Annotated in this window: 19 protein-coding genes; 9 read left to right on the forward strand and 10 right to left on the reverse strand. The window is 64.4% G+C overall.

All coding sequences use genetic code 11. From position 1 onward, the window contains the following. Window positions 1-93 precede the first annotated feature (93 nt). The 4 genes from thiC to G455_RS0104525 all read left to right on the forward strand — a co-directional run bounded on the left by thiC (window position 94) and on the right by G455_RS0104525 (window position 4,324). Window positions 94-1,902, forward strand: coding sequence for a phosphomethylpyrimidine synthase ThiC (gene thiC, locus G455_RS0104510; RefSeq protein ID WP_028092591.1), 1,809 nt, complete (start codon window positions 94-96; stop codon window positions 1,900-1,902). Between the two features lie 15 nt (window positions 1,903-1,917). After that, complete coding sequence (gene thiM / locus G455_RS0104515) at window positions 1,918-2,715, forward strand: hydroxyethylthiazole kinase (RefSeq protein ID WP_035366167.1); 798 nt, start codon at window positions 1,918-1,920, stop codon at window positions 2,713-2,715. Then, window positions 2,715-3,380, forward strand: coding sequence for a thiamine phosphate synthase (thiE, locus tag G455_RS23340; RefSeq protein ID WP_035366169.1), 666 nt, complete (start codon window positions 2,715-2,717; stop codon window positions 3,378-3,380). The genes thiM and thiE overlap by 1 nt, the downstream gene beginning before the upstream one ends. Before the next feature lie 332 nt (window positions 3,381-3,712). After that, window positions 3,713-4,324: a LysE family translocator gene (locus G455_RS0104525; protein ID WP_028092593.1), complete on the forward strand. Its 612-nt coding sequence runs from the start codon at window positions 3,713-3,715 to the stop codon at window positions 4,322-4,324. Between the two features lie 205 nt (window positions 4,325-4,529). Here the strand turns inward: G455_RS0104525 and G455_RS0104530 are convergent, their stop codons facing one another. From G455_RS0104530 to G455_RS0104540, 3 genes are all read right to left on the reverse strand, one after another. Beyond that, window positions 4,530-4,901, reverse strand: a complete 372-nt coding sequence (locus tag G455_RS0104530; RefSeq protein WP_028092594.1) for a DoxX family protein — start codon at window positions 4,899-4,901, stop codon at window positions 4,530-4,532. Between the two features lie 64 nt (window positions 4,902-4,965). Further along, on the reverse strand, window positions 4,966-5,502 hold the full coding sequence (locus G455_RS23345; protein ID WP_051312168.1) for a flavin reductase family protein: 537 nt from the start codon (window positions 5,500-5,502) through the stop codon (window positions 4,966-4,968). Window positions 5,503-5,612: 110 nt separating this feature from the next. Further along, window positions 5,613-6,215: a superoxide dismutase gene (locus G455_RS0104540; protein WP_028092595.1), complete on the reverse strand. Its 603-nt coding sequence runs from the start codon at window positions 6,213-6,215 to the stop codon at window positions 5,613-5,615. A gap of 152 nt (window positions 6,216-6,367) precedes the next feature. Between G455_RS0104540 and G455_RS0104545 the strand changes: the two genes are divergently transcribed. From G455_RS0104545 to G455_RS0104565, 5 genes are all read left to right on the forward strand, one after another. Further along, a complete protein-coding gene (locus G455_RS0104545; RefSeq protein WP_205620454.1) occupies window positions 6,368-6,970 on the forward strand; it encodes a helix-turn-helix transcriptional regulator in 603 nt (200 codons plus the stop codon). Continuing rightward, complete coding sequence (locus tag G455_RS23350) at window positions 6,967-7,443, forward strand: group III truncated hemoglobin (RefSeq protein ID WP_035366097.1); 477 nt, start codon at window positions 6,967-6,969, stop codon at window positions 7,441-7,443. The genes G455_RS0104545 and G455_RS23350 overlap by 4 nt, the downstream gene beginning before the upstream one ends. A 116-nt stretch (window positions 7,444-7,559) precedes the next feature. Beyond that, on the forward strand, window positions 7,560-8,456 hold the full coding sequence (locus G455_RS0104555) for a LysR family transcriptional regulator (protein ID WP_028092597.1): 897 nt from the start codon (window positions 7,560-7,562) through the stop codon (window positions 8,454-8,456). A gap of 152 nt (window positions 8,457-8,608) precedes the next feature. After that, window positions 8,609-9,247 (forward strand): NADPH-dependent F420 reductase, encoded by a 639-nt coding sequence (locus G455_RS0104560; RefSeq protein WP_028092598.1) that lies wholly within the window; start codon window positions 8,609-8,611, stop codon window positions 9,245-9,247. A gap of 29 nt (window positions 9,248-9,276) precedes the next feature. Then, the gene (locus G455_RS0104565) at window positions 9,277-9,672 is read left to right on the forward strand and encodes a (R)-mandelonitrile lyase (protein ID WP_028092599.1); all 396 of its coding nucleotides are present in this window, start codon (window positions 9,277-9,279) and stop codon (window positions 9,670-9,672) included. Window positions 9,673-9,736: 64 nt separating this feature from the next. Here G455_RS0104565 and G455_RS0104570 read toward each other — a convergent pair whose 3' ends face one another. The 7 genes from G455_RS0104570 to def (G455_RS0104600) form a co-directional block, all read right to left on the reverse strand. Further along, window positions 9,737-9,973, reverse strand: a complete 237-nt coding sequence (locus G455_RS0104570) for a GlsB/YeaQ/YmgE family stress response membrane protein (RefSeq protein ID WP_028092600.1) — start codon at window positions 9,971-9,973, stop codon at window positions 9,737-9,739. Between the two features lie 3 nt (window positions 9,974-9,976). Next, window positions 9,977-10,213, reverse strand: a complete 237-nt coding sequence (locus tag G455_RS0104575; RefSeq protein WP_028092601.1) for a hypothetical protein — start codon at window positions 10,211-10,213, stop codon at window positions 9,977-9,979. Window positions 10,214-10,231: 18 nt separating this feature from the next. Beyond that, a complete protein-coding gene (gene fmt, locus G455_RS0104580; protein ID WP_028092602.1) occupies window positions 10,232-11,137 on the reverse strand; it encodes a methionyl-tRNA formyltransferase in 906 nt (301 codons plus the stop codon). A gap of 246 nt (window positions 11,138-11,383) precedes the next feature. Continuing rightward, window positions 11,384-11,854: a MaoC family dehydratase gene (locus G455_RS0104585; protein ID WP_205620455.1), complete on the reverse strand. Its 471-nt coding sequence runs from the start codon at window positions 11,852-11,854 to the stop codon at window positions 11,384-11,386. A gap of 108 nt (window positions 11,855-11,962) precedes the next feature. Beyond that, a complete protein-coding gene (gene def, locus G455_RS0104590; protein WP_028092604.1) occupies window positions 11,963-12,460 on the reverse strand; it encodes a peptide deformylase in 498 nt (165 codons plus the stop codon). Beyond that, entirely contained in the window at window positions 12,457-12,960 is a 504-nt protein-coding gene (def, locus tag G455_RS0104595; RefSeq protein WP_028092605.1) for a peptide deformylase, read from the reverse strand. The genes def (G455_RS0104590) and def (G455_RS0104595) overlap by 4 nt, the downstream gene beginning before the upstream one ends. Window position 12,961: 1 nt before the next feature. Continuing rightward, on the reverse strand, window positions 12,962-13,480 hold the full coding sequence (gene def, locus G455_RS0104600) for a peptide deformylase (RefSeq protein ID WP_028092606.1): 519 nt from the start codon (window positions 13,478-13,480) through the stop codon (window positions 12,962-12,964). Window positions 13,481-13,529 lie beyond the last annotated feature (49 nt).

Below are 13,529 nucleotides of genomic sequence, written 5' to 3' on the forward strand. Positions count from 1 at the left end.
TTGCCCGGAAACGTCACAAGCGTCCTGCGCGGGCTTTCTCCATTCGACGCGGAACTGGGTCTCCAACGCTTAGAGCTATGGAGGCTCCGACCGATGAAAGATAACTCCCCAACCGTCACCACCGGTCCGCTCCCGGCCTCGCACCGGGTCTGGCATCAAGGCACCCTGCATCCCGGGATTCGCGTTCCGATGCGTGAAATCACCCTGCACCCCACGGCAGGCGAGCCGCCGGTCACCGTCTATGACAGCTCCGGCCCCTATACCGACCCCGAGGCCGAAATCGCCATTGACCGTGGCCTGCCGCGCCTGCGCGAAGACTGGATCACCGCGCGCGGAGATGTGGAACGCTATGCCGGGCGTCACGTGAAACCCGCGGACAACGGCTTTGCCGAAGGGACCCGGCTGACGCCGGCATTCCCCGTCCGTCACGAGCCCCTGCGGGCCCGGGACGGCAAGGCGGTGACCCAGATCGCCTATGCCCGCGCCGGCATTGTCACGCCGGAGATGGAATTCGTGGCCATTCGCGAAAACCTCGGCCGCAAGGCCGCGCAGGAGACACTGGCGCGCGACGGCAAGGATTGGGGCGCCGAGATCCCCGATTTCATCACCCCGGAATTCGTCCGCGACGAGATCGCGAAGGGCCGCGCCATCATCCCCGCCAATATCAACAACCCCGAAGCCGAGCCGATGGCGATCGGCCGCAACTTCCTGGTCAAGATCAACGCCAATATCGGCAATTCCGCCGTGACCTCCTCGATGGCGGAAGAGGTGGAAAAGATGGTCTGGGCCACCCGCTGGGGCGCCGATACCGTCATGGACCTGTCGACGGGGCGCAACATCCACAACATCCGCGACTGGATCCTGCGCAACTCTCCCGTGCCGATCGGCACGGTGCCGCTCTATCAGGCGCTGGAAAAGGTCGGCGGCATCGCCGAGGATCTGAGCTGGGAGGTCTTCCGCGACACGCTGATCGAGCAGGCCGAACAGGGGGTGGATTATTTCACCATCCACGCGGGCGTGCGGCTGCACATGATCCCGATGACGGTGAACCGGGTCACCGGGATCGTCTCGCGCGGCGGCTCGATCATGGCCAAATGGTGCCTGCACCATCACCGCGAAAGCTTCCTTTACGAGCATTTCGACGAGATCTGCGATATCGCGCGGGCCTATGACGTGTCCTTCAGCCTGGGCGACGGGCTGCGCCCCGGCTCCATCGCCGACGCCAACGACCAGGCGCAATTCGCCGAGCTGGAGACGCTGGGCGAGCTGACCCATATCGCCTGGGCCAAGGATTGCCAGGTGATGATCGAAGGGCCGGGCCACGTACCGATGCACAAGATCAAGGAGAACATGGACAAGCAACTGGAGGTCTGCCACGAGGCGCCCTTCTATACGCTGGGCCCGCTCACCACCGATATCGCGCCGGGGTATGACCATATCACCAGCGGCATCGGTGCGGCGATGATCGGCTGGTTCGGCTGTGCCATGCTCTGCTATGTCACGCCGAAGGAACACCTCGGCCTGCCGGACCGCGACGATGTAAAGACCGGTGTGATCACCTACAAGATCGCCGCCCATGCCGCGGACCTGGCCAAGGGCCACCCGGCGGCCCAGATCCGCGACGACGCGCTCAGCCGCGCGCGGTTCGAATTCCGCTGGGAAGACCAATTCAACCTCAGCCTCGACCCGGACACCGCGCGCTCGATGCATGACGAAACGCTGCCGAAAGAGGCCCATAAGGTGGCGCATTTCTGTTCCATGTGCGGGCCGAAATTCTGCTCGATGCGGATCAGCCATGACATCCGCGCCGAAGCGCAGAAGGAGGGCATGGAGAAGATGGCCGAGAAATTCCGCGAGGGCGGCGAGCTCTACCTGCCGCTCGCATCGGCAGGAGAACAGTGAACAATGGACATGAGCATGACACAACAAACCCCGGGCGTTCTGCTGAGCCGGCTGCGGGCCGAACCGCCGCTGGTGCAATGCATCACCAATTTCGTGGCGATGAACATCGCGGCGAATGTGCTGCTGGCCGCCGGCGCCAGCCCCGCCATGGTCTCGGACGCCGAGGAGGCGAATGAATTTGCCCGTATCGCCGGGGCGCTGACGGTGAATATCGGCACGCTCTCCGCGCCCTTCGTGGCCGGAATGCGGACCGCCATCGAAGGGGCGCAGGCAGCCGGGCGGCCCTGGGTGCTGGATCCGGTGGCCTGTCAGGCAACGGCGCTGCGCCGGCGCACCGCGGCCGATCTGCTGGCACTGACCCCCACCATCATCCGCGGCAATGCCTCGGAAATCCTGGCGCTTGCTGGAGAGGACAGCCGAGGCCAGGGCGTCGATGGACGCGATTCCGTGGAGACGGCGGAGGCCGGCGCGCGACACCTGGCCGAAACCAGCGGCGCGGTGGTCGCGGTGACCGGCGAAGTCGATTTCGTCACCGACGGCACCCGCGCCGTGCGGATCGCCGGCGGATCGCCCTATATGCCGCTCAATACCGCTCTGGGCTGTTCACTGACCGGGCTTTGCGGCGCCTATGCGGCGGTGGCGGACGATCCCTTCGATGCCGCCGTAGGGGCGCTGGCGCATTATGCCGTGGCCGGCAGCCGGGCGCATGAGGGCGCGGCAGGGCCCGGCTCTTTCGGCGTCCGGTTCCTCGATGCGCTACATGGGCTTGCGCCCGGGGCGCTCGACGCCGAGGCACGGGTGAGCCAGGCATGATGAGGCCAACATTCGATCTTGCGGTCTATCTGGTGCTCGATCCCGGCCTCTGCGCCGGGATCGGCATGGTCGAGACCGCCCGCCGCGCAGTTGCTGGCGGGGCGACGATGGTGCAACTGCGCGACAAGGACGGCGGCACCGCGCGGATGATCGAGACCGGGCGCGCGCTGAAGACCGCGCTGGCCGGAACCGGCGCCCGGCTCATCGTCAATGACGATGTTGCGGCAGCGGTGGAGATCGGCGCCGACGGCATCCACATCGGCCAGGGAGACATGAAGGCGACCGAGGCACGCCGGCTGATCGGCCCCGACGCGATCCTCGGGCTCACGGTCGAAACGCCGGAGCTGGCCGCCCAAGCCGACCCAATGCTGGTCGATTACATCGGCGCCGGCCCGGTCTTTGCCACGCCGACCAAGCTGGACCACAAGACCCCGGTGGGCTTTGACGGGCTCGCCACCCAGATCGCCGCCAGCCCGGTGCCAGCGGTCGCCATCGGCGGTCTCAAGGCCCCGCATGTCGCCGCCGCCCTGGCGGCCGGCGCATTGGGCGTGGCAGTTGTCTCGGCCATCTGCGGCCAGCCCGACCCCGAGCAGGCCGCCCGCATCCTGCGCCAGGAGGTCAACGCCTGCCGACGCATGTCCAGCGACAGCTCCGTCAGGGTCTGATCACACCCTGACCACATCCGAAGGCCAGCAAACGGACGGGCGTGCGCTCATGTATCGGGCCTGCGCCCGCCTGGTTCCGGACCGGCAGACAGCCCCCCTGCCAAGTGGACAGCCACAGGCCCAATACATTAGAAAAACTGAACATTTGATTTCAATATATTCGTTATTCACAACAGTATTCGCCCGATATGCTCCTGACAAAGCCGGGTTGCAGCCCCTGCGACAGGCTTCGACACAGCAAGGGCAACCATGACACCAGAGATATCCTGCGGGCATGATCAGCCGCCGCACTCCGCCACATCCCATCTCGCGCATCCAGGCGCGCCCGGACAATGACCGGCAAGCTTCTTCTGCTCTGGCTGTCCGCCTTTCCGCTGATGGGCAGCCCAGGGCCCGCAACGCTGACCCTTGCCAGCCTGGGCGCGGCCTTCGGCTTTCGCGCCTGCCGCCGCTACCTGCTCGGGATCATCACCGGCACCACGGCGGTCCTGCTGATCGTGGCGAGTGGCGTTTCCGCCATTCACGCCCTTCCGCCGGAGCTGCTGAGCGCGCTTCAGATCGCCGCCATCGCCTATATCCTCTATCTCGCCTGGAAGATCGCCACCGCCCCAGTAGGCGCCACCGACGGGCACCAACCGCAAAAATCTTCGGTCGTTATCGCGTCTTTCCTGCCTGGGCTCGGATTGGCGCTTGCCAACCCCAAGGCCTTCGCCGCCATCGGAGCAGTCTATTCCGGCCATATGATCCTGCCGGGTCAGCCAGGCCCGGACACCGCTCTGAAGATCGCCGCCCTGACACTGGTCATCGTGACGGTGAACGCCGCCTGGCTGGCCTTCGGCACGACCTTCTCGCGACTGCTGACGCAGCCCAGCCTGGGCAGAGGCCTCAATATCCTGTTCGCCCTTTTGCTTCTGACCTCGGTCTGCTTCCTTCTGGCAGGCTAACCCGCCCCCCCCAAAAATTTGACCGACCCGGACCGGCGCGATGCCAGGCCCGGGCCGGCCTCCAGCCGTCCGGCAAGCCGCCACAGGGGCAACCGGCTCCTCTCTACTGGGTGGCGTGAGATCGGAACACGGCGATGGGTGGCACCCCGACGTGGCGCAGGGCCACCGGATTGCCGACTGGAATGGCAAGCTTCAGATCATCGGGTCATCGGGAAACAGAAACTTCATCAAGGCGCGCCAGGCGCCAGCTCCACCAGCCATTCAGGCAGACCAGCATCAGCACGATCACCGGCGGCACCGCATGCGCATATTCTGCATTCAGCAAGACGGTCGTCGCAGCCGAGGCCATCACTGCCCCGGCAAGGATGCTGCCCGCCAGTCGAAAGGCCGGCAAGGCCAGCAACAACGCCGCCCCCCACTCCAACACCCCGGTGGCGACGTGAAACCAATCCGGGAACCCCCAACGCCGGTAATCGTCGAGCACCTCGGGGGAAGCGAAGATATTGAGATATCCGCCCAGGCAGAAGAAAGCGGCCAGAAGCCAGGCATAGAGATGACGCCAGGGAAATTTTCTCATGTTTTCTCTCGCTGTCTTCGGGTCATGACGACCCCACCCCGACGAACGATGATGGCAAGAACAGTCACAGCGTGCACACCCCGTTATAGTGCCGCCCATGCCAGACCAGCGGTTGCCGGCCGCCATCGTGCCGGATGTCGCGCGGCGCGCCCGCGAACAACAGATGATCGGCCAGTTCAATCTCACTGATCACGGTGCAATCCATCGCGGCGACGCCACCGGCCAGCCGGGGCTGCCCCGAGCTCCAGCTCTGCCAGTCCCCGACCTCGAACCGATGCTCTGGCGCCACCTTTCCGGCAAAAGCGTCCGCCACGGCCTGCTGCCCCTCGGACAGCATCGCGACGGAGAACTGCCGCCCCGCGCGGATCAGTGCCGCAAGCGGCGCTCCGGCAGCGATCGAAACCAGAATCGCCGGGGGCGCAACATTCAGCGAAAACGCCGCCGTCACCGTCCGGCCAAAACACTGCCCGGCCCCCCGTGCGGCAACGATACAAACCTTTGCTGCCAAAGATGCCATGGCGTCGCGGAAATCAGACCGCAGAGACGCCGAAGCAGAGCGAAGCGCCGCGCAGTCGGCAGAAACATCCTTGCTCTCACTCATATTGCCCCTCCCCGGGGTTGGCTCCAAACAGACCCGCGTATCAGCGACCCAAGGGCGGCTGCCCTGCCATGAACGGGAGCGTTGTCATGGCAGGACAGCCCCACCCCGCGTCAGGCGAGGTTCGCTTCGGCGAACTCGTAGTTCGCCAGATGGTCGAGGAAGTTGGTCACATAGTCGGGACGCCGGTTGCGGAAATCGACGTAATAGCTGTGCTCCCAGACATCGAGCCCCAGCAAGGCCGTGCCTTCGCCGGTAGCCAACGGGTTCACGCCGTTGGGTGTCTTGGTCACCGCCAGCGCGCCATCCGCCTTCTGGATCAGCCAGGCCCAACCCGATCCGAACTGGCCCACGGCCACCGCCTTGAACGCATTCTTGAACTGATCGACCGATCCGAAGGCCTCGACAATCTTGGCCTCCAGCTTGCCCGGCATGGCGCCACCGGTAGGCGACAGCGCATTCCAGAAATGGATATGGTTCCAGTGCTGCCCGGCATTGTTGAAGGCCGGCGCCCGGGCGTCATCGCCATAAGTCAGGGTGATGATCTGCTCCAGCGTCTTGCCCTGCAGATCGGCGTTGGCCTCGACAAAACCGTTCAGTGCCGTGACATAGGCCTGATGGTGTTTGTCATGATGCAGTTCCAACGTTTCCTGGCTCATGCCGCGCTCAGCCAGGGCCGCATGCGCATAAGTCAACGAGGGCAATTCGAAAGCCATGATTTGTCTCCTTCCGGGCCGGCGCTTGCGCGACACGGCTCATTCCGATAATTAAACAAGCAACGCCTTTGAAAAACATCGAGATCAATATGTCAACAGATGTCTTGGAAAATTATGCATGGTCCCCTCGGGCCCCGGCCGAGCGCATCCTGATGGCGTTGAAGATGCAAGGGGCACAGACCTCGTCCCAGATCGGCGCGAAGCTTGGGATCACCGGCGAGGCGGCCCGCCAGCAGCTTGTGAAACTGTCGGAAGAGGGTCAGGTCCGGGATGAACGGCGAGCCTCGGGGCGCGGCCGTCCCTCGACCTATTGGCACCTGACCGAAAAGGGGCAATCCCGTTTCCCCGACAGCCATGCGGCGCTGACTGTGGAACTACTCGGCTCGATCCGCGAGATATTGGGGCAACAGGCGCTCGATCAGCTTATCGACGCCCGGGAAGGCAGCAGCCAATCGCGCTATGCCGCCGCCATGGCAAGCTGTACCACCCTGAGGGAACGGGTCGAAAAGCTTGCGGAATTGCGTTCGGCGGAAGGCTATATGGCCACCGCCGAGGAGGCCGGTGACGACACCATGCTGCTGATCGAAAACCATTGCCCGATCTGTGCTGCCGCGACCTTCTGCCAGGGTTTCTGCCGCACCGAAAAGAAGGTGTTCGAAACCGCCCTCGGCAGCGACACGGCGGTCGAACGTATCGAGCATATCGTCGAGGGCGGCCGGCGCTGCACCTATCGAATCACAGGAAACGCCTCATGACCTCTCGCCCCGGAGAAGAATCCCGCCCGACGCCGGCACAGGCCATTGCCGAAGGGCTCGACGCCCAGATGGTGCGGCGCGTCGTGCATCGTTTCTACGATCAAGCCCGCCAGGACAGCGTGATCGGCCCGATATTCCGCAAATACGTCGCCGACGACGACTGGCCAGCCCATCTGGCGAAGATCGAAGCCTTCTGGGGCGCTTCCCTGCTCGGGACCAAGGCCTACAGCGGCCGCCCGATGCCTAAGCACCTCGCGATGCCGGAACTTGACGACAGCCATTTCATGCGCTGGCTGGCGCTGTTTCGCAATACGGTCACCGAGATCTGCCCGCCGCTGACCGCGCGGCTGTTCATCGACCGTTCGGAACGGATCGCCGAGGCGTTCCGCATCAATATCTCCATGCACCGCGGCGAGGAGCTGGTCTTCCTGCCGCCCCTGAAACGCGAACCCTATCCCAGAGCAGGAGGGTAGCGAGCCGGCCAGGCTGCAATGCCTACCCGGTTTCGGCCTCCCCCATCGACTTCATGAGCAAGGCTCATATATCCTGATGATATCCGGCACATATCGCCCCAGATTTCAGGCCCCACATGCTTCGTGAGAATGTAAACGATCTGATCGCCTTCGCCGCCGTTGCCGAAGAACGCAGCTTCACCCGGGCGGCGGCCCGGCTGAATGTCTCTCAATCGGCACTGAGCCATACGATCAAAGGGCTAGAACAGAGGCTTGGCCTGCGCCTGCTGACCCGGACCACCCGCAGCGTCGCCCCGACGCTTGAAGGTGAGGATCTGCTTGCAACACTGACCCCCTGTTTCGACAAGATCGAAACCCGGCTGCAGGCGATCAACGACGCCCGCGACAAACCCACCGGCACGGTGCGGATCGTGGCTGTGGATTATGCCATCGAAAGCATTCTCTGGCCCAAGCTCTCCCCGGTGCTGAAGCAATACCCTGCAGTGAATATCGAATTCGTCATGGATTACGGCTATACTGATCTGGCGAATTTCCAGTGCGATGCCGGCGTGCGTTATGGCGAGCAGGTCAGCGACGGCATGATCTCGGTCCGCATCGGCCCCGACGAACGGATGATCTGCGTCGGCTCTCCGGCGTATTTCGAACAGATGGGCCAGCCGGAGACGCCACAGGATCTGGCCCGGCACAACTGCATCAACCTGCGGCTTTCCACCCATGGCACGCTTTCCGCTTGGGAATTCGAAGACGAAAGCGGCCAGGAGATCCGCGTCAAGGTCCAGGGCCAGGCCTGTTTCAACACGATCACCCCGGTTCTTCAGGCCGCCTGCGACGGCAACGGCCTGGCGCTGGTGCCCGAACGACTGGCCCGCAAACAAATCGGCTCGGGCGCCCTGGAGATCTGCCTCGGCGAATATTCGCCCTATTTTCCCGGCTTTCATCTCTATTATCCAAGCCGTCAGCGATCATCCTCTGCCTTCGACGTGGTGTTGGAGGCGCTGCGCGAACGCTCCTGACCATTCATGAGCGGCACTCATGACTGGCTTGATCGTCTTCCGTATTAAGACTGTCCGCCAGATGCCCCACATCGTTGGAAGACGCCTTTTGATAAGGAGCTTTCGATGAAAACCGTTTCCACCCGCCGCCCCGGATCGCGAGGACGCGGTAGATGAGGATCGGCATCCTTGGCTCTGGTCTGATGGGGGCCGGTCTGGGCCGGCTCTGGGCGCTTTGCGATCACGATGTGACCTTCTCCTATGCCCGCAGCCGCCATAAGCTGGAGCGGCTGGCCCGCGAGAGCGGCAGCGCCCAAGGAACGGTCGCCGAGACGGTGGCGACCTCAGAGGTGCTTTTGTTGGCGGTACACTGGTCGCGGATCGACGACGTGCTGGAACAGGCCGGGGAGCTCGACGGCAAGCCGGTGCTGAACTGCTGCGTGCCGCTGAACGACCGCAACAGCGAGCTGGTGCTCGGCACCACCACCTCCGGCGCCGAAGAGCTGGCGCGGCGACGCCCCCGCGCAGGCTGGGTTTCCTGCTTCAACACCACCCCCTCGGAAAGCTTCGCCCCGGTTTTCGCCCGCAAAGGCAAGGCTCCGGCGCCGCAGGTTCTTGTCTGCGGAGACGATCCCGACGCCAAGACCATTGCCGGCGGGCTGATCCGCGATATCGGCTTCACCCCCCTAGAGGCAGGAAGACTGCGCAACGCCCGGTTCATCGAACCCTTTGCCATGGCCACCGCAGAACTCGCCTATGCCCAGCCCGGGGGCCCCGCCCTCACCTACCGTTTCGAAAAGCTGCGCGGCTGATCGCGCGACAGAACAGAAAGGAAATCACCATGAAAATCATCCGTGCGGGCAGCACCCCCTCGATGCCGGGGCCTGATGACTGGTTCACCGGCACCGTTCGCATCGACCCGATGTTTCAGGCCGACGCGCCCGGCCGCACCAGCGGCGCCCATGTCACATTCGAGCCAGGCGCGCGCACGGCCTGGCACACCCACCCCGCCGGCCAGACCATCATCATCACCTTTGGCCGGGGTCGGGTGCAACGTGACGGCGGCCCCATCGAAGAGGTGCGCCAGGGGGATATCGTCTGGTTCCCCGCCGGGGAGAAACATTGGCACGGTGCCGCGCCCGACACCGCAATGAGCCACATCGCCATTCAGGAAAGCATTGATGGCAGCCCCGTCACCTGGATGGAGAAGGTCTCGGACGCCGACTACAACGGCTGACCCGTGCGAGTTCCGGGCGGCAGCCACCGCCCGGAACTCCCCGCCCCCTGTGACAGAGCGGTGCCTAGCGTTTCAGATAGGTCTGCCAGACCCAGATCACCACCAGCGCCCCAAGCACAGCGCCGACAAACCCCGCCAGCGCCCCCATCATCGCCAGCAGCGCCCTGAGCACCAGGCCGCCCACTAATGCGCCGACGATACCGATCAGCATGGTAGTGGGAATATCGGCCTCGATATTCATGATCCGCGTTGCCAGGAAGCCGGCGGCGGCTCCGATGATGATCAATGCAACAATCCCCACGGCTCACTTCCTCCAGTGGAACGGCACGATGATCAGCGCCCCGATTGACGACGCGATGGCGTTCATCCCGGCAGAATGAAAGCCGATGCCAAACATCACCCGGACGAAATAGAACAGGAAGGCCCCGCCGATGCAGATGATGATCGAGGGGATGATACCATTCTGGGTAAAGCCCGATCTTTCCGAGGCATAGCCGACGATCCCCGCGATCACCACCGTGCCCATCAGCGTCATATACATCGCGCGCGCCCTTCCCGGTTACAGACGGGTTCCCGCCGGCACCGGCCGGCCGCGCAGGAACACATCGGCATCCTGCGCCCCCTTGCCCGCCCTTTGCAAGCGGGTCAATTGCACCGCCCCCTCGCCGCAGGCGACGGTCAGCGCATCGTCCAGCACCTCGCCCGGCGCGCCGGCACCGGGCGCCAGGCACGAGGCCAGAAGTTTCAACCTCTCACCTTCAAAGTCGCACCAGGCACCGGGGAAAGGGGACAGCCCGCGGATCTTGCGATCGACCTCGACCGCAGGCAGGGCCCAGTCGATCCTTGCCTCGGCCTTGTCGATCTTGGTGGCATAGGTGACACCTTCATCCGGCTGCGGCTCGGGCACCAAGGCATCGAGGCGCGCCAGCGCGGTGACGATCAGCGCCGCGCCCATGGCGGACAGCCGGTCATGCAACTGTTCGGTGGTCTCCTCCTCCCCGATCGGCGTGGCCTCGCGCAGCAGCACAGGCCCGGTATCGAGCCCGGCCTCCATTTGCATGATGCAGACGCCGGTTTCCGCATCGCCCGCCATGATGGCGCGATGGATCGGCGCCGCCCCGCGCCAGCGCGGCAACAGGCTCGCGTGGATGTTCAGGCACCCCTTTACCGGTGCATCCAGCACCGCCTGCGGCAGGATCAGCCCATAGGCGACCACCACGGCGATATCGGCCTTCAGCGCGGCGAATTCCGCCTGCGCCTCGGGTGTCTTCAGACTGGTGGGATGGCGCACAGTCAGGCCCAGCACCTCTGCCCGTGCCTGGACTGGGCTCGGGCGATCCTTCTTGCCACGACCGGCGGGGCGCGGCGGCTGGCAATAGACGGCAGCGATCTCGTGCCCCGCCGTGACCAGCGCGTCGAGCACCGGGACCGAGAAATCGGGGGTTCCCATGAAGATGATGCGCATTGCCAAACCTCCGTCTTGTCGCCGGCCTTCAATTGCGGCGCACCTTAGTCATGCGCCAGCGGGTGTCCAGCTTTGGCAGTACCATGAGCGCGGCCCCCCGCGACATGGTTCCCTGCGCTGACGCCGGGCCATCAGAGCAAGCCGCGCGGGCAATCGCCGGCCCGCGGGGACGGTCCGGCGCCCTTCGGATTTGTTCCGCAGGGGGGGGGGGGGGGGGCTCGGGGGGGGGGCGGAGGTTTAGGACACTCAGCCCGCCGCAGCCTCGCCGCGCGGGAAAATGCCGTTGCTGATGAATTCCATCACCGGCACGCCGTCCTGATTGCTGACCGTCACCTTGCTTTTGACAAAGCCGATCGGACGGCTTTTCGACGGCGTCAGCTCCAGAACCTCCATCCGTACCGACAGGACCTCACCGGGGTAGACCGGCTTCAGCCAGCGCAGCGAATCGATCCCGGGCGAGCCCAGAGACCGGCCGGTCCGGTCCAGATTCTCCACCATCATCGCCATGGTCATGGCGCAGGTGTGCCAGCCACTGGCGCAGAGCCCGCCGAACAGCGACTGCTTCGCCGCCTCCTCGTCGAGGTGAAAGAACTGCGCATCGTATTTGCTGGCGAATTCGATGATCTCTTCCTTGGTCACCGCATAGGCGCCAAAGTTCTGCACCTGGCCGATCTCGAAGCTCTCGAAGGGAATGAAATCCATTGCGGTCTCAGTCATTTTCATCCTCCCTGACTGGTTCTCCTCGCCCAAAGCAGGCGAGAAGCACCGGAGGGATGCAATTCCCAAATCACCCGGACTGGCCAAAACGCCGCGTCACTTGACCGATCAGCCGGCCAGCTTGCGGGCCTTGCGCAGCAGCATGTCGCGTTTGACCTTGCTGAGATTGTCGAAATACATCCGACCGTTCAGATGGTCGATCTGATGCTGGATCGAGGTCGCCCAGAGGCCGACGAAATCCCGCTCCTCGGCCTCGCCCTGATCGTTCAGAAAGCGCACCGTCACTGCCCGGGGCCGTTCGATTTTGGCCGACACACCGGGCAGGTTCGGGCTCGCCTCCTCATGCACGCGCGGCTGGACCGAGGCATGAAGAATTTCCGGATTGGCCATGCGCACCGCCTGACCCCGGCTGTCCGAGGCATCGACCACCGCCAGCCGCAGCATCACGCCGATCTGCGGCGCGGCCAGCCCGACACCGGGCATCGCCTCCATGGTGTCGATCATGTCGGTCCAGATCGCGCGAATGTCGTCGGTGATCGCCTCGACCGGTTCGGCCGGGGTACGCAGCCGCTTGTCGGGCCAAGGCAGGCAGATGCGAACGGTCATGCGGTCGACTTTCGTGCATAGGACGCCAGCGCAGCATCCCGCGCATCGGGCGCGAGACGATCGAATGTGACCAACCCATCGAGGTGATCCAGCTCATGCTGGGCACAACGGGCAGCGAACCCCTCGAGCCTGCGGCTCTGGCGTTGGCCCTCGGCATCGGTCCAGTCCATCACCACCCAGTCGGGCCGCGCCACCACGGCGGTGATGCCAGGGATCGACAGGCAGCCCTCCTCCCCCTCGATCAGCGTGGCGGATCGGTCGGTGATCTCGGGGTTGATCATCACCTCGGGGCTGGGCGTGCCTTCCTTCCAGCTGACATCCATGACGAAGAACCGCTTCATCACCCCGACCTGAGGAGCGGCGAGACCGCGGCCGGGCGCGTCATACATGGTGGCGAACATCTCGGCGATCAGTTCGGACAGCTCTTCCGTCGCGCCGACGGGCGCGCAGCGCTGTGCCAGCCGCGGATCGGGCCACTTCAGGATCGGCAAGGCGACCATGTCAGCCCCGCGCCCTGTCGCGCTTCAGCTTCTGCATCTTGCGGGTGATCATCTGCCGCTTCATCGGCCCTAGATAATCAATGAAAAGCTTGCCGTTCAGGTGGTCGATCTCATGCTGCACACAAGTCGCCCAAAGTCCGTCGAACGTCTCGGTTCGTTCCTTGCCGTCACGGTCGATCCAGCGGACATCCACCACCTTGGGGCGGGTCACTTCGGCATATTGCTCGGGGATCGACAGGCAGCCTTCCTCATAGGTGTTCAATTCCTCAGACGAAGCGATCACCTCGGGATTGAACATGATCAGCGGCCGCGGCGCATCGCCCTCTGCCTTGACGCAATCGAGCACGATCAAACGATCGAGCACACCGACCTGCGGCGCGGCCAGCCCGACGCCTGGCGCGTCATACATGGTTTCCAACATGTCGTCTGCCAGCTTGCGCAGATCGTCCGACACATCGGCGACGGGCGCGCAAACCTTCTTCAGGCGGGGATCGGGGTGAATAAGGATCGGACGTTTCATGGACCTGATGTAGGCGATGACACGCCCTATCGCAACGCCCCCCTTGCAC

The sequence above is a fragment of the Pseudodonghicola xiamenensis DSM 18339 genome (genome assembly GCF_000429365.1).
Lineage (GTDB): Bacteria > Pseudomonadota > Alphaproteobacteria > Rhodobacterales > Rhodobacteraceae > Pseudodonghicola > Pseudodonghicola xiamenensis.